We start from the raw sequence: 17,313 nt of genomic DNA on the forward strand, positions 1-17,313 counted from the left end.
ATATAAAAATTATGTTTATACTATATAAAAAAGCCTCCTTTTTAAAAAGGAGGCTTTCATGAATTTATAGGAACATCATACCTGCAACTGCTGCGTTTAAGAAGTTCGCTAGTGTACCAGCGATAACTGCTTTAATCCCTAATTGTGCAATTTGTTTACGGCGAGTAGGAGCTAACGTTCCTGTTACACCTAATTGAATTGCGATAGAAGAGAAGTTTGCAAAACCACAGATTGCGAATGTTAAAATCATATTTGTTTTTGCGGAGAACTCTGCCATGTGTGGTCCTAAGTTTGCATATGCAACGAATTCGTTGATTGCAAGTTTTTGACCGATGAAACTTGCTGCTTGTACGGCTTCACCTGGTGAAACCCCGATTAAGATTGCAAATGGTGATAGTAAGTAACCGAAGATTAAATCAAGGCTAAGTTTAATATCGAACCAAGAACCAACCAATCCTAATAGGCCATTTAATAAAGCGATTAATGCGATGAAAGCCATTAACATTGCTGCTACGTTAATAACAAGTTGCATACCTTCAGATGCACCGCGTGCAGCTGCGTCAATAACGTTCGCATCTTCACGTTCTGTAGAAAGTTCAACGTTATTATCTACTTTTTCTGTTTCTGGCATAATTAATTTTGCAATTAATAAACTTGATGGAGCTGCCATAATTGCTGCTGCTAATAAATGCTCTAATGGAATGCCCATCGCTGCATAGCCGACAAGAACCGATCCGGCAACAGCTGTCATACCACTTACCATAATAGTGAAGAACTCACTGTTAGTTAAACGTGCTAAGTAAGGTTTAATTAAAATTGGTGCTTCTGTTTGTCCTAAAAATACAGTCGTTACTGCATTTAAGCTTTCTGCCTTAGAAGTTCCAAGAAGTTTACTTAATGCACCACCAATGAAACTAACTAATTTCTGCATAATACCTAAGTAATATAAGATTGCAACTAATGAACTAATAAATACAATTGGAAGTAGTGCTTGAATAACGAAGATAAATCCCCAAGGTCCTTTTGCGTTGACTAAATCCCCAGCAACGAACTTAATTCCCTCGTAAGAAAAATTGATTAATCCTTGAACACCGTCAGCAGCAATTTTTAAGCCTGCTTTTCCAGCATCCCATCGTAATACAATAAATGAAAATGTCATTTGTAATGCTAGCGCGATTAAAATTGTGCGCCAATTAATAGCTTTGCGGTTGGAAGATAATAAGAAAGCGATTGCTAATACTCCAATCACGCCGCCAATTCCCCATAAAATATTCATGCAGTGTATGCTCCTTCCTCATAGTAAAAAAGTGTATAAACCAGTTGTCTATACTTTTGCGAATATAACATCTTAAGTAACTTATCATAATGGACATCGGAGGTCAAACGTCTAACGAAAAGTTTAAATAAAAAGAAAATTCTTTGAAAAAACACATATGAAATGAATTGACATGAAATAGGTTATGTTTTTTGTGGAAATATATTCATTATGATAACGTTTTGGACAATTTTTATGGAATATAGTGTACGAAATAGGAAAATGGATACATTATTTTTTCATGGATAGAGAGTAAAAGGAGGGGGATATAGGGAACACATAATAAAAAGAGCCCTCTAGTAAACTAGAAGGCTCTGAAACTATAACTTAAGGTGCTTTCGTATACCCTAAGAAATGGCTTTTCCAATAAGAATTGTTTAATGAAGCGATTGCTACACCTTTATCTCCAGATTGGATAAATGATCCGCCCCCAAGGTAGATACCCATGTGAGAAGGACCTGCTTTATAAGTGTCTTTGAAATAAATTAAGTCTCCAGGTTGTGGACTTGAAGTTTGTGGTAAGCTGCTCCAATATCCAGCAACACTTTGACGGCTAATGTTATGACCAAATTTCTTAAATACGTGGTAGATGTAACCACTGCAGTCAACACCGTTAGCAGAAGTACCGCCCCAAACGTATGGTACGCCTTGCATAGATTTCGCGTATGCAAGTAGAGAAGAACTGTCACCGCTATTATTAGTGTTATTGTTATTATTTTGATTTTGATTGTTATTTTGATTGTCGTTAGGCTTATTATCTACTGCGCCACCAACTGGTGTTTTAGATAGGAAACGTGTTCCGATGTAACCAGTTTGACCGTTGTAGTTAATTTTGCTCCATCCAGAGTTTTCAGAGATTACTTGAACCTTCTGTCCTTGTGGAAGTGCGCCTATGATTCTATAATTTGTACCTTCGCCGCTACGTACATTTAGTGCAGAAGCATTAATGTAGTAGTCGCCAATTGCACCTTGATCAGGTTGTTTCGGTTGTTCAGGAGTAGCAGTGCCACCTTTAACGAATTTTACAAATTCGCTACTAACATAGCCTGTTTTTCCTTGGTAGTTTACTTTAAACCAGCCGTTTTCAGATCCAACTACGTTTAATGTTGTACCATTTAACACGCCGCCAATTACACTATGGTAAGCAGCAGGGCCTGTACGAACACGTAGAGATGTTGCGTTAACGACGTAAGTACCACCAGTTTGAACAGTTACATCCTTGTTTTGTTCTGGCTTATTATTTTGCTCTTGGTTGTTACCTTGAGTGACGTTTTCGTTAGAACCGCCTTTTGTTACGTAGTCTTTGCTTAAGTAAGCAGTTTGTCCTGCGTAATTGATTTTGAACCAATCTTGAACTTCGCCTACAACTTGTACTACTTGTCCTTGTTTAACAGAACCTACAGTTGGATGAGAAGTGCTAGGACCTGTACGAACGCGAAGGGAAGATACATTTACTGTATAGTTTCCGCTTGCTGGTTGAACAGTTGCTTCATTGTTACTATTGTTGTTATTGCTTGTAGAGCCAGTATTTGAAGAAGCGCCTGATACAAATTGGCTACTAACATAACCAGTTTGGCCGTTATGGTTGATTTTCACCCAACCATTTTCTTCTCCAATTACGTTTAAAGTTTGGCCTTCATATACACGTCCTGAAACAGAACTAGAAGTGTTAGGAGCTGTACGTACACGTAATACATCAGCAGTAACTTTATTGTTGCCACCTGTACTTACATTGTTATTTGTTTTTGCACCATTTTTTGATACAAATTCGCCACTAACATAGCCTGTTTGTCCATTATGGTTAATTTTGAACCAACCATTTTCTTCTCCAATTACGTTTAATGATTGACCATTATAAACGCGAGAGATGACGTCGTGAGAAGTACTTGATCCTGCGCGAACATGTAGCACGCTAGCATTCACCGTATATGATGAATTGTTTGATGCGGAAGCTTGGACAGTTTGTGTAGCAGCTCTTTGTGTATTTTGTTCAGGGGCAGCTTGAACACTATCAAGTGTAGGTGCTGCTCCTCCTGCTACAGACACTGCCGCAAGACCGGCAAGGTATTTTTTCATAATTTGTCGATTCCTTTCTGTCTGTAATGTAGTGAAGAAATATTTACCAACTGTTAAAAATTCTAAAGAGCATGTCGATTACTGTCAAGACTTATGCGGGAATCTGAATATGACAAAAAGATTACAAGAAAAAATCAAGGCATAAATTCACACCTTGATTTCCATTTAAATACATATATTTGATGTGGAAAATGAGAAGATTATTCGTATTTAGGAAGATGTGCTGTTGGATTTTAAAAGACTTTGAGAAAATGACCTTTGTAGTAATTTGGTGATAGGGCCAACTTGACCATCTTGAATCGCAGTTCCATCGAGATGGGTCATCGGCAAAATTTCAATAGTCGTTCCCGTAAAGAAGCATTCATCGGCTTGATAAACATCGCGAACGCTGAAAAGCTCTTCTTGTACAGGAAGTTGAAGGGTGTTAGCTAAAGAAAGGACGTACTGACGAATAATTCCGTTTAAAATAAGATGATTAGCTGGATGCGTATATAGCGTTCCGTTTTTTATGAGAAAGAAGTTAGAATGGCTACCTTCCGTTACAATACCATTTCGTACGAGAAGTGCTTCTTTACACCCTTTGCGTTCAGCTTTCGTATAAGCTAATACATTTGGTAATAAATTTAGCGATTTAATATCACAGCGGAGCCAGCGTGTATCAGGTTCTGATATAGCACGTACACCGTATTCAATCCATAAAGATGGTCTTTCTTTTTTTGAAATATAAGCATAGATTGTCGGAGATGTGTCATATGAGAATGCATGTGCTCGAGCTTGTACACCACGAGATACTTGTAAGTAAATTGTTCCGTCTTCGTGGAAATTATTGTTTTCAATTAATTTGTAGAGTAAGGTGATGAGTTCGGCTTTTGAGAAAGAGAGTGATAATTCTATTTCTTCCATGGATCGATATAATCTTGTTAAATGTGGGTCTAATAAGTGAAAGTTTCCGTTATAAAGGCGAATAACTTCATAGACTCCATCGCCAAATTGTAAACCTCTTTCTTCAAGTTCTATGTACGCGCGATGTTTCGTTGTATCAATAACTGCATCATTCCATAGTACAAATCTTTCGTATGCCAATTTTCGTCCCATCCTTTCGTTAGTACATGAATAAAAATCACTATAGTAATTTTTATGTAAGCAATTCTCTACATATGACGTATATGTATTTGTAAATCATAGAGAAGTAGTGGTGATTTATAGCATTTTGTATATACAAATTCGAAAATGAGAAATAAGAATCCTGCTTTTTGAAAAAAAAAAGCAACATTCGTATGGAATGTTGCACAAGGAGGGTAGCTATCTTTCATAGGGATATCGTCTTTAAAGGTTTCATTTATGCAAACAAAACACTTGGAAAGACAATTATAAGAAAGTTGAAAACAAATGATGCGCATATTTCTCTAAGGGATCTTATTAAAGATGAGAGATAAGAAATATGTGGAAACTCGTTTACATATTTTATTATAAAGATGTTTCGTTAATGTGGTGTAAATATTAGATGAAGGTTATGTAATTTTAAAGTTAATGTATAGAAGAATTTGTAGAGAGGAAAATAAAAAAAGAGGCTGAGATTACTCAGCGCTCTTCTTGTCTTCTTTAATAGCCGTTTTTACTTCGCCAGTTTTGATCTTATTGCTTTCAGAGAAGCGAAGTAAGTCGCCTCCAATGATTTTGTCTGACATGTTTAGTTCATTTTGTGCACGATCAATCATTGGTTGAGCTTCTTCTTTTGGTAATTGTACAACTTCACCTGTGTTACGGTCGTAGAATGTACTGTTTGTGTACATGTACTTATCTGTAATGAAGCTACCGTCACGAAGAACAACGAATCCTTTATTGTCTGGTGAGAATACGTCATGACCGAATTGAATGTCATTAGTAGAATCTACACCAAGTAGGTTTAGAATTGTTGGTTTAATGTCAATTTCACCAGTTGGTTTTGAAATTGTTTTACCTTCTGTTTGACCTGGAACGTGAATAAACATCGGTGTTTTTTGTAAGTTCATATGGTCAAACGTAGTAATTTCTTCTTTTCCTAAGAACTGTGCCATTGCACGGTTATGGTTTTCAGAAATACCATAATGGTCACCGTAGAATACGATAACAGAGTTGTCGTAAATACCTTCAGCTTTTAGACGCTCAATAAAGTGTTTCATTGCTTCGTCTAAGTAGCGAGCTGTTACCATATAGCGGTCAAATACACCATCACCAGAATTGTATTCGTCGATTAATTTCGTACTGTCATCATAAGTGAATGGGTAATGGTTTGTTAAAGAAAGGAAGCGAGTGTAGAACGGTTGCTTCACTTGTTTTAACATATCGACAGACTGATCGAAGTATTCGATATCTTTTAGTCCCCAGTTCAATTTTGTTTCTGGCGTAATCTTGTAGTCAAGCTCGTTGTAGTAACGATCATAACCAAGTGCCGGATACATAATATTACGGTTCCAGAATGTTGCGTTGTTTGCGTGGAATACTGCAGTGTAGTATCCTTGCTGACGTAAAATTTCTGGAGTTGCTGTATATTCGTTGTTACCATTTGTGAAGAATACAGCACCGCGGTCTAGTGGATATAGTGAAGTATCTACTAAGAATTCAGCATCAGACGTTTTACCTTGCCCAGTTTGATGGAAGAAGTTATCGAAGTAATAACTTTCTTTCGCAAATTGGTTTAGGAATGGTGTAACTTCTTGTCCGTTAACTTGCGCACCAATTAAGAATGTTTGTAATGATTCAAGAGAGACAACAATTACGTTTTTCCCTTTTGCAGTACCAAACATATTTGGATCTGGTTTACTTTGTGTTGTTTTCACATAGTTTTCTGCTTCTTGCAATTTACTACTATCAGCAAACGCTTTTTGTGAACTTGATTTTGCTTGTAAGCCAAGATCGTATGCTTGGTGTACATATAATCCTAGGTTTTTAACAAGCATAACGCGGTCGAATGAACGTGTTAATAGTTCTGGACGCTCAGCTTCTGCAAATCCTAGGTTTACGCAGAAAATAGCAACCGTTGACACGAAGTATAGGGAACGCATCGGGCGTGCTACACGTTCTGTCGGTGCAAACACTTTCTTCTTCTTCAATAGAACGAAGAATACGATAATATCCGCAAATGCAAGGATGATTTTGTAGTTAAATAATTCTTTCACACTAGAACCTAAACTTCCGAAATTAGACGTTTGTCCTAGTACTGGTAAAGTAACGAAGTCATTGTAGAATCCGTAGAACATTACGTTACCAACAAGAATGAACGTTAAGATAAAGTTAATTCCTAGTGCTATATAGTTCCGTTTTTTCCCTTTTGCAAATAATGCAAGACCCACAAACAGTAATGATGCTGCTAATGGACTAATGAATAAAATGAATTCTTGCATGAACGATTCAAGTTTTAAATCGAAGCTAGTGCGTGTAATGATGTAGGTTTTTAGCCATACGGCCAAAGCTACGAATAAAGTGAAACGCACATTTTGAAATTGCGATTTCATGGTTTCTTTCATTCATTTCCACCCTTTCTCTATCAGGCTTGGTCGATTTTGGAGCGAAAAATGTTAAAATAAAAAATACATAGTTTTCTTGGTCATAATTAGAGTTTCTATATTCACCCATATACGACTTTAACTATGCATACCCTTTTTGGTTTCTTGTGCTGCTCATAAGCATAACGTCATTTCTGTATTATACAACAAAATTCATTTCTGAGAAACACTATAACATTTTACATTTTTTGTATGTGATTTGTCACTACCAGAGAAAACTTTAACATTCGTTTATCTGCTCGTCAACTAGAAAATATAACAAAAATAGAAAAGAATGTTAAGCGGAATTGAAAGTTTTTTGGTTGAGAGATATGGAATAGAAATCTTTAAGTGGTTGTCTAGAAAACTATTATATGAAGGAAAATACGAAAAAATTAACGAACACTTGTTCTTTTTGGTTTTGTTTGTTACAATGAAATTTCATTGATAGATTATGTGTAATTTTGATGAACTTTTACTGATAACATAACATATTGTAGCTTATTTCTTTTGAAAAATAGGGAGGCTTTTGAATGAAACAAAAATTTTCAGTTGAAGCGTTTTGGAAGAAAATAAAACATGTTGCGAAGCAGGCAGGGCAGTCGGTAATCTATGCGAGTTTATTGTTGTTTTACGTTTTGCAAAGACCGGATGTTCCAAAACGAGTGAAAATTATTGTAATCGGAGCACTTGCTTATTTCATTGCACCGATTGATGCAATCCCAGATTTCGTTGCTGGAATTGGTTATACGGATGATTTAGGTGCGTTAATGGCCGCACTATTACAAGCATCGATATACGTAAATGAAGAAGTGAAAGATAAGGCACGAGTGAAGTTGGCAGAATGGTTTGGTTCGGATATAGACACATCATTTATCGATCAAAAATTAGATCAATAGGTGAGACCTGTCGGATGACAGGGCGAACGTAAGCGAGGAAGTGCATTATGCCATCAGGAAGAACGCATACGAAAATAAACTTAATATCCCTTCCGGTTGTTTTGTTTATGCTCTTTTCGTATGGATTAACAAATTTTGATTTTTTATTAACTTTTGCAATTGGCTTTTTAGTAGGTACTTCATTTTTAACACCGGATTTAGATACGTACAGTAATGCGTATAATAAATGGGGATTCCTGCGCATTTTTTGGTATCCATATAGGAGCGTAATGCCCCATCGTTCCTTCTTCACACATACGATTATAATTGGTGATATTATTCGTATTGCATATATGTTAATCGTGTTTTCTCCGTTTTTATTCCTATTAAATATAATAGCGTTCGACGGAAATTTAATAGAAATTACGAAGGAATACGAGGTTGAAATTGTAACGTTTGTAATGGGAATTGTTGTGGCGAGTACGCTCCACATTATAGCGGATAAAGCAAATACGCGCCGAAAGAAAATGATGAGAAAAAAGAAGAAACGCAGAAGATAAAAAAACCGTCCCAAAAGGTATTTTGGGACGGTTTTTTTCTTATTAATAGGTAGGTTACTCTTGTCGAATCGCCGATAAAATTTCATTTACGATTATGCGACAGTTTCTTTTTAATCAAACGTTTGTTTAAAACTAAGCTTTCAGTACCTTAATCCCTTTCACGATATTCCAAATGAAGTAGTATAAGCTAATGATTCCGCAAATGCATAAGACGATGATTGCTCCAATTCCAAGTGTTACGTCTGGTTGATCAGATCCGATGCCCATAATTCCTAAAATAACTAATCCAATAAATGAAGCAATGCTTGGAATAATATGTGTCCATAGAGCACGTTTTGCATGTGGTTTCGTTTCAGAATCACCCACAATCCACACGATAATAGGGAATAAGATAGGCGCAAATAATACACTAAAGTATGATAAAGCTGCTAATATTTTGTTTCCGTTCATATATATCACCTCATAAGTAATGTCCGTTGTTATACCTTTAGTATGCAGTAAATTTGGTAAGCTTCCTATCGATTAACATTACAAGAACGTGACGTTTTTGTAAGATTTTCTGTTTAAATAATAAAATTTTCAAAAAAATCTTTTTAAATGAAAATTGGTGTGATAAAATTAATGAAAACGTTTTCGTAGGCGTTTATATTTTTTTAGACTTAAAGGTATGATGACCTGATAGTCTATTGATTAGGTTATATCTATTTAAAAGGGGATTCTTTAGGGGGAGAGAACAATGAACACATGGACACAAGTTTACGATCCGTTCGGTAACATTTGGATTTCGGCAGCAGTCGCACTTATTCCAATCATCTTTTTTTTCTTAGCTTTAGCAGTTTTCCGCATGAAGGGGTATGTGGCAGGATTTATTACAGTTGTATTAACGATTTTGGTGGCTTTATTTGCGTATAAAATGCCATTCACAATGGCAATGGCAGCGACCGGATACGGTTTCTTATACGGATTATGGCCAATTGCGTGGATTATCATTATGTCAGTATTTTTATATAAAATTTCTGTGAAAACAGGTCAATTTGATGTCATTCGTGCATCTGTATTATCCATTACGAATGACCATCGTTTACTCGTTATTTTAATCGGATTTTCATTTGGAGCATTTTTGGAAGGGGCAGCAGGATTTGGTGCACCAGTAGCGATTACGGCAGCGCTTCTTGCAGGTCTTGGGCTAAATCCTTTATATGCAGCAGGTCTTTGTTTAATCGCAAATACTGCACCAGTAGCGTTCGGAGCGATGGGGATTCCGATTACAGTTGCTGGACAAGTAACAGGCATTGATCCACATAAAATTGGACAAATGGCTGGGCATCAATTACCGTTCTTATCTTTATTTGTTCCGTTCTTTATCGTATTTTTAATGGATGGTTTTAAAGGAGTAAGACAAACGTGGCCTGCTTTATTTGTAGCCGGTAGTTCATTTGCAATTACACAGTTTATTACAGCGACGTTTTTAGGGCCAGAACTTCCTGATATTACGTCAGCGCTTGTAAGTTTAGTAAGTTTATCGCTATTCTTAAAAGTTTGGCAGCCGAAAGAAATTTATCAGTCTAAAGAAGCAAATAATGAAGTAGCAGCAACGACGACATCTATGCCGAAACTAACAGTAGGAAAAGTAGTAAAAGCATGGTCTCCTTTCATTATTTTAACTGTGATGGTAGTCATTTGGAGCCAAAGTTTCTTTAAAGCATTATTCGCTCCAGGTGGTGCTTTAGAAAGTCTCGTATTTAAATTTGAAGTTCCAGGCTTGCACAATTTAGTAATGAAAGCAGAGCCAATTGTAAATAAACCAACACCTTATGAAGCAATCTTGAAATTAGATGTTTTATCAGCGACTGGAACAGCAATTTTAATTGCTTGTATCATTTCTATCTTTATTTTGAAAATGAGTGCAAAAGATGCAGTAGCCACATTTAAAGAAACGTTAAACGAACTAAAAATGCCAATTCTATCTATTGGATTCGTATTAGGATTCGCATTTATCGCAAACTATTCTGGTTTATCTTCTACATTAGCGTTAGCACTTGCAGGAACTGGCGGACTATTCCCGTTCTTCTCACCATTCTTAGGCTGGATTGGGGTATTCTTAACAGGATCAGATACGTCAGCGAACGCACTGTTTTCGAATTTACAAGCAATTACAGCGCAGCAAGTCGGTGTATCTGAAGTGCTTCTCGTTGCAGCAAATACAACGGGCGGTGTAACAGGTAAAATGATTTCTCCGCAATCAATTGCGATTGCTTGTGCGGCAGTTGGACTTGCTGGGAAAGAGTCAGATTTGTTCCGCTTTACATTGAAGCATAGTTTATTCTTCGTTACTATTATTGGGATTATGACGTATGTGCAGGCTTATTATTTAACTTGGATGATCCCGTAAACAAAAAAAGAAATAAACTTTGCATTTTTCAGATTATAGGGTATGATGGGAAAGTATTGAAAATTAAATCAGTGATAAACTAGGGGTGCCTAACGTATGCGTAGGCTGAGAGAGAAGCGTGTGAACTTCTTAACCCTTTGGACCTGATCTGGCTCGTACCAGCGTAGGGAAGTTAACGGCTTTACATAATTATGTCTTTATGAGCCAGGTCCTTATTTTTTTATGGACCTGGCTCTTTTTATTTTGGCATACGCTGGCCATATCTCGTCCTTGTCACGAACAGGGGGCAATAAAGGTTATGAAACAGTCTGTTTCTGCAGAGCAAATTGAATTGAAATCGAGTTTACCAGGAAGTAAGAAAGTGTATGTGGATGGGCTACGCGCGGGTATGAAAGTGCCGATGCGCGAGATTGAACAAAGCGATACGAACGGTGTTCAAAATCCGCCAATCCGTGTGTATGATACGAGTGGACCTTATACAGATCCAGGGTATAAAGTGGAGCTGGAAAAAGGGATTCCAACGCCGCGCCACTCTTGGACCCTGGAGCGTGGTGATGTAGAAGGATACGAAGGGCGCGAAGTGAAACCAGAGGATGACGGTGTGAAAGTGGCTTCAAAACATACACCTGTTTTCCCGCAAATGGATCGTAAGCCGCTTAGAGCGAAGCAAGGTGCAAATGTTTCGCAAATGCATTATGCGCGTAATGGCATTATTACGTCTGAGATGGAATATGTTGCGATTCGTGAAGGGGTAGAGCCTGAATTTGTTCGTAAGGAGATTGCAGAAGGTCGTGCGATTTTGCCGGCGAACATTAACCATCCTGAAGCGGAACCGATGATAATTGGACGTAATTTCCACGTAAAGGTAAATGCAAATATCGGAAACTCTGCTGTATCGTCTTCTATTGCAGAAGAAGTAGAGAAGATGACGTGGGCGACTCGCTGGGGTGCAGATACGATTATGGATTTATCTACAGGTAAAAATATTCATACAACGCGTGAGTGGATTATTCGTAATGCTCCGGTACCAGTTGGAACTGTGCCAATTTATCAAGCGCTTGAAAAAGTAAACGGAATTGCAGAGGATTTAACGTGGGAAGTATACCGTGATACGTTAATTGAGCAGGCGGAGCAAGGCGTTGATTACTTCACGATTCACGCTGGTGTATTACTTCGTTACATTCCAATTACTGCAAAGCGTATGACAGGTATTGTTTCGCGAGGTGGTTCGATTATGGCGCAGTGGTGTTTATTCCATCATAAAGAAAACTTCCTATATACTCATTTTGAAGAGATTTGTGAAATTATGAAGCAGTACGATGTTTCGTTCTCTCTTGGGGATGGATTACGTCCAGGTTCTATTGCAGATGCAAATGACGAAGCACAGTTTTCTGAGCTTGAAACACTTGGTGAATTAACAAAAATCGCTTGGAAACATGATGTGCAAGTTATGATTGAAGGACCTGGGCATGTACCGATGCATTTAATTAAAGAAAATATGGAGAAAGAACTTGATATTTGTCAGGGCGCGCCGTTCTATACACTTGGGCCGTTAACGACAGATATTGCACCAGGTTATGATCATATTACTTCAGCGATTGGAGCTGCAATGATCGGTTGGTTTGGAACGGCGATGCTTTGTTATGTAACTCCGAAAGAACATTTAGGCTTACCGAACAAAGATGATGTTCGCGAAGGGGTTATTACGTACAAAATCGCTGCGCATGCAGCCGATCTTGCGAAAGGGCATAAAACGGCTCATCAGCGTGATGATGCACTTTCGAAAGCACGATTTGAATTCCGTTGGCGCGATCAATTTAATTTATCTTTAGATCCTGAACGTGCGATGGAGTATCATGATGAAACGTTGCCAGCAGAAGGGGCGAAAACAGCTCATTTCTGTTCAATGTGTGGACCGAAGTTTTGTAGTATGAGAATTTCGCATGATATTCGTGAATATGCGAAAGAAAATGATTTAGAAACGACAGAAGCAATTGAAAAAGGAATGAAAGAGAAAGCGGTAGAATTCAAAGAAATTGGTAGTCACTTATATCAATAATACGTTACACCTCTTTACTTGATTGATCACACTGTACCTAACTTAAATATAGAAGAAGCCCCCTTTGCTAAGACGGTAGCAAAGGGGGCTTCTGTTGTCTATAAGGAGAAAAATAAGTGTACCCAGTAGTATAAGAGGAATAATGTGACGACTGTTGTGAGTGGGATTACGATGAGAGATACGCTTAAATAATCCTTCCATTTCACTTTAATTTTGTTTTGTCTTAGTATATACATCCAAATGAGGGAAGCTAGCGTACCAATTGGTAACAATAGTGAACCGATGTCACTACCAATGATATTTGCAAGATAGATAGTTTTTAATGTGACTGGATCTAGGCCCATTTCCGTTAACGTAATGGTACCAATCATAAGTGCAGGGTGGTTATTGAAGACGTTAGAGAGGAGGGAAACAAGTCCGCCCATTGCAAAGCTGGCATAGAGTAGATGCTGACTTACAACTGGTTCGAGCCAACTTACAAGTGCCGCTGTTAATCCTGCGTTATGAAGCCCGTAAATAATTACATACATAGAGAAAGCGAAAATTAAAATGTGCCACGGTGTCTTTTTCAAAATATCGACTGGGTTTGTTCGTAAGTAGTACCATCTCCAGATGAGAAGAACGAGTGAACCGAGTACAGCAACAATTTCGATTGGAATCGATAAGAAGGATGCAACGAATAGAAGACAGCGCATAAGGAAGACGAAGCCTAATACTTTTAACATGAATTTTGTACGTTTTTGTTTTGTATCAACAGAATTTTTTCCTTTTAATGGATGGAAGTTTTTCGTGAAAAAAATCTCTTCAATATCATATGAAGAAACAGGTAATCTTTCTGGAAGTTTTTTCTTTAAAACTGTATACATGAGCCATGACATAAACAGTAGTCCTAGTGTTGCAGGTACAAACATCATAGCTGTATGCATATAAAGAGTCATATTAACAATATTTAATGCGATTAAGTTTACAATATTACTTACACCGATTGGTGCACTAGATGCAGTGGCGATTAAAGCACCGCTTAATAAATAAGGGATTTGTTGATGAGGTTTTAATTGAAGGTTTTTCAGAAGTAAAATCAAAATCGGTGTTGTAATTAAAATACTACCGTCGTTATTGAATAAAAGTGTCATAAGAAAACATAATAATTGAATATACCAGTATAAACGGCGACCGGAGCCCTTTGCTAAATTTGCAAGTTTTGCTGCGGACCAGTGGAAGAAGCCGAAGCTTTCTAATATAACCGCCATAACGATGGTCGCTAGTATCGTTATAGAGGCACCGCCGATTTTACTTATAGTGTCCATGACGTCTGGTTTTGATACAAGTCCAGTAATGAGGATAATGCCAGCGCCGACTGCTGCCGGCCATGCCTCATTTAAGCCACGGGGTCGCCAAAAGACAACAATCATTGTTAAGAAGAATACAATAATAGTAATCCATATTTCAATGCTCATATTTAACCTACCTTTCTATTTTCCCTTGAACAAATGTAGCTTGTCTCAAGTTTATATTGCTAGTATATTCAGCAGGAAATAAGAAGAACTAGGCATATAATGGAATAGAGTGAATATGTGTTCTTTGAGCTATAGGACAAGTATCAGTGGTAGTGTAATAACTAGTAGGAGAGACGTCTAATAAATGAGGGGCATTCTATGTACGAATGCCCCTCATTTATCCCGCTATTTGTCGGGCAGTAAGACTCCCACCTCAAAATTCGGCTGGAGCAAAGAAGTTAGGTGGGAGATCAACTGCCCGTAAACGCCCGATTGGTGAAGGCTAATAATCAGTGGGGGATGAACAAAACCCCCACTGATTAAAGTTTCACTTTATTATTTTTCCTTCAAAAAAGTTCGATCCTTCAAGAATAAATTCCAGAAGAAAATGAATCCGGGTAGTAAAATTGCAATCCCGATTGCGTAAAGAATAAGAAGTGCATAGAATGTTTCGACCGTCGTAAAGCTTGTAAATACAGTTACGTCCGGATAAATGATATACGGTAAATGGGCGACGCCGTAAGCGTAGCTTGCAAATGCATATTGAGCGACGACAGCTAAAACTGCAATGCGAGGAAAGCCTAGTGTGCCATACTTCTTATTTGTCCACCAAAGGGAGGAATATCCGATAACAAATAAAATGATAGAGACTGTAAACCATGGGAATTGCTTTATTAGTCCTTGCATAAGCCAGTGTGTTTCAGGGTCCATTACAACGAGAGCGATAATAGCAGTCACGAGCGTTGCAGGACCAAGTATGATGGCATTTCTCCTATAAATTCGGTACGTATCTTCAGAACCTTGTTCCCTAGCAAAATCAGCAAGAAAGAGAGAGGATAGAAATAGTTCCGAAGTTAGTCCAAAGAGCATATAACAATAAATAACGGGACTAGAAAGAAGTTTTCCGTAAAGGAGCACTTCTTTTCCTTCAGACATCGTAATATAAGCACCTTCTGTAACGGGCAGCACGGTAATTAATAGAGCTGGGATTAAGAGCCCCGTAATACCTGAAATAATACGAAGAAGGTGTTGGTACTTTGGTAGGGAGTAAGCGAATACCATAAATGTACTGCGAATCGCAACGAGTACTAAAATTAACATAACTGGTACAAACATAACCGTTGCCAGGGTAAAGGCTGCTTTTGGAAAGAAACCGAGAAAAGCGACAACGACAAAGACAAGAAACGTATTTGTTACTTCCCAAGTTGGTGATAAGTACCGATTAGCAAGCTTGGCAGCAAGCGTCGGGTGTTTAGCGTATACCATGCCCCAAAAACCAGCTCCAAAATCAATAGACCCTAGTATGCTATATACGAAAATAAGAGCCCATAAGATGATGATTGCAATGCTTTCCTCATGCACGAGAATCGCCTCCTTCGTGATGTAAATCATTCTTTAACGGATGTTTCTTAAAGAATGTCCGTAGTACAAAGACTGTTAAAATACCGAGTCCAATATATAAAATGATGAATAAAACAAATAAAGGACCGACGAAATCAGCGCGTGTAGAAGCATCTACCGTGCGTTGCATGCCATAAATTGTCCATGGCTGACGACCACTACAACTAAAGATCCATCCGAATTCAATACCGAGCAACATAACGGGTCCACATGCGGCAGCTCCCCAAAGAAGCCACTTCGGTAACTCTACTCCTTTTTTTCGGTAAACAAAGTGCCAATATAAGAGGGCAATAGCTGCAACTGCAAAGGTAAAGGCAGCAGTGCCGACCATTAAGTTGAACAGTGTATGTGTGTAAAATGGTGGCCACGTTTCTTGTGGAAATTCCTTTAGACCTTTTACAACGGTGCTAGGGTCTAGTCCCACTAATAAGCTAAGCATGTTCGGAATTTCAAGGGCATAGTTTAGTTCAAGTGTGTTAGGATCCACAACCCCGCCAAGCGATAACGGAGCGTGGGATGTCGTTTCAAACAAAGCTTCAGCAGATGCTAGTTTTTCAGGTGAATGTTTATGTAAGGCAATAGCAGATTCGTGTCCTGAAAGCCACATCGTAGCACCAGTGATAAATGTAACGACAAGCCCTAACAGTAATCCTTTTTTATGGTAAGCAATTTCACGCGCACTTAAATTTTTCTTTAATAATTTAAATCCAGCGATAGAAGCGATAACAGCTGCTCCAGTTGTATAGGCTGTAATAACGACATGGAATGCACTTGTGCCAAAGCTTGGATTAAAGAAAGCTTTCCACGGATCAACGTTAAAAACTGAGCCATCTGGCCCCATTGAAAAGCCCGCAGGTGTGTTCATCCATGTATTTGCTGATGTAATAAGCACGGCGGATGCAGTGGCACCAATCATAACGAAAAATAGCGAGATTAATCTCATAACTGGAGGTAGTTTATCAGCTGCATATACATAAATAGACATGAATAAAGCCTCTAAAAAGAAGGCGAAAATCTCAATTTGAAACGGAACGGAAATAACTTGACCAACAATTTTGGCGAAACCAGGCCAAAGAAGCGAAATTTGTACACCAACAATTGTTCCAGTTGGAATTGCTACACCGAGAAGGATAGCAAAAGCCTTTGTCCATCTTTTTGCCATAATGGCATAGTCGGAATCTTTCTTCCAGTGATAGAGTATTTCACTTATAAAAATCATTAAAGAAAGCCCGACTCCAAGCGTTGCAAAGATAATGTGGAATGCTAATGAAGAACCAAAAAATGCCCTTGCTAATGTTACGGTATCCATATGTATACTCCTCTTCTTTTTTGCCATTATTTTCTGATTGAATTGGAAGATTTATTCAAAAAACTACCAAAAATATATATGTATTTAAAAAATGAGTATGGTAATATAATGTTGAAATATTCCCAAAAGAAAGAAATTAAAATTTGATAATATTTTGTTTGTTTTTTATGGCTGAATATTTTATAATCTTTTATGCGAACGTAAGTTCTATTTCCGGGATGAAGAAGTTTATGTGAAATGGAGAGGGTGTTTTATGTATCCTGAAGTCATTAAAAAGATGGCATTTTCAAGAGAGCATAGAGA

At 37.8% G+C, this 17,313-nt stretch carries 12 protein-coding genes, 1 pseudogene and 1 riboswitch; of the genes and pseudogenes, 5 read left to right on the forward strand and 8 right to left on the reverse strand.

Annotation, left to right across the window (positions count from 1 at the left end; all coding sequences use genetic code 11):
• Window positions 1-64 precede the first annotated feature (64 nt).
• The 4 genes from AB3X48_RS08745 to AB3X48_RS08760 form a co-directional block, all read right to left on the reverse strand.
• Window positions 65-1,276, reverse strand: a complete 1,212-nt coding sequence (locus tag AB3X48_RS08745) for a NupC/NupG family nucleoside CNT transporter (RefSeq protein ID WP_070170689.1) — start codon at window positions 1,274-1,276, stop codon at window positions 65-67.
• 366 nt (window positions 1,277-1,642) lie between these two features.
• Complete coding sequence (locus AB3X48_RS08750; RefSeq protein WP_199714945.1) at window positions 1,643-3,391, reverse strand: C40 family peptidase; 1,749 nt, start codon at window positions 3,389-3,391, stop codon at window positions 1,643-1,645.
• 210 nt (window positions 3,392-3,601) lie between these two features.
• On the reverse strand, window positions 3,602-4,486 hold the full coding sequence (locus AB3X48_RS08755; RefSeq protein WP_078174881.1) for a D-amino-acid transaminase: 885 nt from the start codon (window positions 4,484-4,486) through the stop codon (window positions 3,602-3,604).
• Window positions 4,487-4,968: 482 nt separating this feature from the next.
• Window positions 4,969-6,897 carry an LTA synthase family protein gene (locus tag AB3X48_RS08760; RefSeq protein WP_016106651.1) on the reverse strand — a complete coding sequence of 643 codons (1,929 nt, stop codon included), beginning with the start codon at window positions 6,895-6,897 and terminating at the stop codon, window positions 4,969-4,971.
• A gap of 551 nt (window positions 6,898-7,448) precedes the next feature.
• Between AB3X48_RS08760 and AB3X48_RS08765 the strand changes: the two genes are divergently transcribed.
• Window positions 7,449-7,814 carry a YkvA family protein gene (locus tag AB3X48_RS08765; RefSeq protein WP_002159842.1) on the forward strand — a complete coding sequence of 122 codons (366 nt, stop codon included), beginning with the start codon at window positions 7,449-7,451 and terminating at the stop codon, window positions 7,812-7,814.
• 47 nt (window positions 7,815-7,861) lie between these two features.
• A complete protein-coding gene (locus AB3X48_RS08770; RefSeq protein WP_016106650.1) occupies window positions 7,862-8,353 on the forward strand; it encodes a metal-binding protein in 492 nt (163 codons plus the stop codon).
• A gap of 132 nt (window positions 8,354-8,485) precedes the next feature.
• Here the strand turns inward: AB3X48_RS08770 and AB3X48_RS08775 are convergent, their stop codons facing one another.
• A complete protein-coding gene (locus AB3X48_RS08775) occupies window positions 8,486-8,803 on the reverse strand; it encodes a magnetosome magnetite crystal formation protein family (RefSeq protein ID WP_002159844.1) in 318 nt (105 codons plus the stop codon).
• 286 nt (window positions 8,804-9,089) lie between these two features.
• On the opposite strand from AB3X48_RS08775, the gene lldP reads away from it, so the two are divergent.
• Together lldP and thiC are read left to right on the forward strand one after the other, a co-directional pair.
• Window positions 9,090-10,745 (forward strand): L-lactate permease, encoded by a 1,656-nt coding sequence (gene lldP / locus AB3X48_RS08780; RefSeq protein ID WP_088099688.1) that lies wholly within the window; start codon window positions 9,090-9,092, stop codon window positions 10,743-10,745.
• 71 nt (window positions 10,746-10,816) lie between these two features.
• A riboswitch (TPP riboswitch) is annotated at window positions 10,817-10,932 on the forward strand.
• 111 nt (window positions 10,933-11,043) lie between these two features.
• Window positions 11,044-12,804: a phosphomethylpyrimidine synthase ThiC gene (thiC, locus tag AB3X48_RS08785; protein ID WP_088099687.1), complete on the forward strand. Its 1,761-nt coding sequence runs from the start codon at window positions 11,044-11,046 to the stop codon at window positions 12,802-12,804.
• Between the two features lie 98 nt (window positions 12,805-12,902).
• Here thiC and AB3X48_RS08790 read toward each other — a convergent pair whose 3' ends face one another.
• From AB3X48_RS08790 to cydA, 3 genes are all read right to left on the reverse strand, one after another.
• Window positions 12,903-14,261, reverse strand: a complete 1,359-nt coding sequence (locus AB3X48_RS08790; protein WP_367959294.1) for an arsenic transporter — start codon at window positions 14,259-14,261, stop codon at window positions 12,903-12,905.
• Between the two features lie 375 nt (window positions 14,262-14,636).
• Window positions 14,637-15,662, reverse strand: a complete 1,026-nt coding sequence (locus AB3X48_RS08795; protein ID WP_002089640.1) for a cytochrome d ubiquinol oxidase subunit II — start codon at window positions 15,660-15,662, stop codon at window positions 14,637-14,639.
• Complete coding sequence (gene cydA / locus AB3X48_RS08800) at window positions 15,655-17,010, reverse strand: cytochrome ubiquinol oxidase subunit I (protein WP_002144830.1); 1,356 nt, start codon at window positions 17,008-17,010, stop codon at window positions 15,655-15,657. Before cydA ends, AB3X48_RS08795 begins: the two co-directional genes overlap by 8 nt.
• Before the next feature lie 232 nt (window positions 17,011-17,242).
• Here cydA and AB3X48_RS08805 point away from each other — a divergent pair.
• Window positions 17,243-17,313: pseudogene (locus AB3X48_RS08805) on the forward strand (adhesin); the annotation flags it as partial.

The sequence above is a fragment of the Bacillus sp. S4 genome (assembly GCF_040838205.1).
Lineage (GTDB): Bacteria > Bacillota > Bacilli > Bacillales > Bacillaceae_G > Bacillus_A > Bacillus_A cereus_U.

Bases quoted from the DNA above. Each gene is read 5' to 3' on its own strand.
- AB3X48_RS08760 (WP_016106651.1), bottom strand. From the start codon at position 6,897: ATGAAAGAAACCATGAAATCGCAATTTCAAAATGTGCGTTTCACTTTA.
- AB3X48_RS08755 (WP_078174881.1), bottom strand. From the start codon at position 4,486: ATGGGACGAAAATTGGCATACGAAAGATTTGTACTATGGAATGATGCA.
- cydA (WP_002144830.1), bottom strand. From the start codon at position 17,010: ATGGATACCGTAACATTAGCAAGGGCATTTTTTGGTTCTTCATTAGCA.
- AB3X48_RS08750 (WP_199714945.1), bottom strand. From the start codon at position 3,391: ATGAAAAAATACCTTGCCGGTCTTGCGGCAGTGTCTGTAGCAGGAGGA.
- AB3X48_RS08745 (WP_070170689.1), bottom strand. From the start codon at position 1,276: ATGAATATTTTATGGGGAATTGGCGGCGTGATTGGAGTATTAGCAATC.
- AB3X48_RS08770 (WP_016106650.1), top strand. From the start codon at position 7,862: ATGCCATCAGGAAGAACGCATACGAAAATAAACTTAATATCCCTTCCG.
- lldP (WP_088099688.1), top strand. From the start codon at position 9,090: ATGAACACATGGACACAAGTTTACGATCCGTTCGGTAACATTTGGATT.
- AB3X48_RS08775 (WP_002159844.1), bottom strand. From the start codon at position 8,803: ATGAACGGAAACAAAATATTAGCAGCTTTATCATACTTTAGTGTATTA.
- AB3X48_RS08790 (WP_367959294.1), bottom strand. From the start codon at position 14,261: ATGAGCATTGAAATATGGATTACTATTATTGTATTCTTCTTAACAATG.
- AB3X48_RS08765 (WP_002159842.1), top strand. From the start codon at position 7,449: ATGAAACAAAAATTTTCAGTTGAAGCGTTTTGGAAGAAAATAAAACAT.
- thiC (WP_088099687.1), top strand. From the start codon at position 11,044: ATGAAACAGTCTGTTTCTGCAGAGCAAATTGAATTGAAATCGAGTTTA.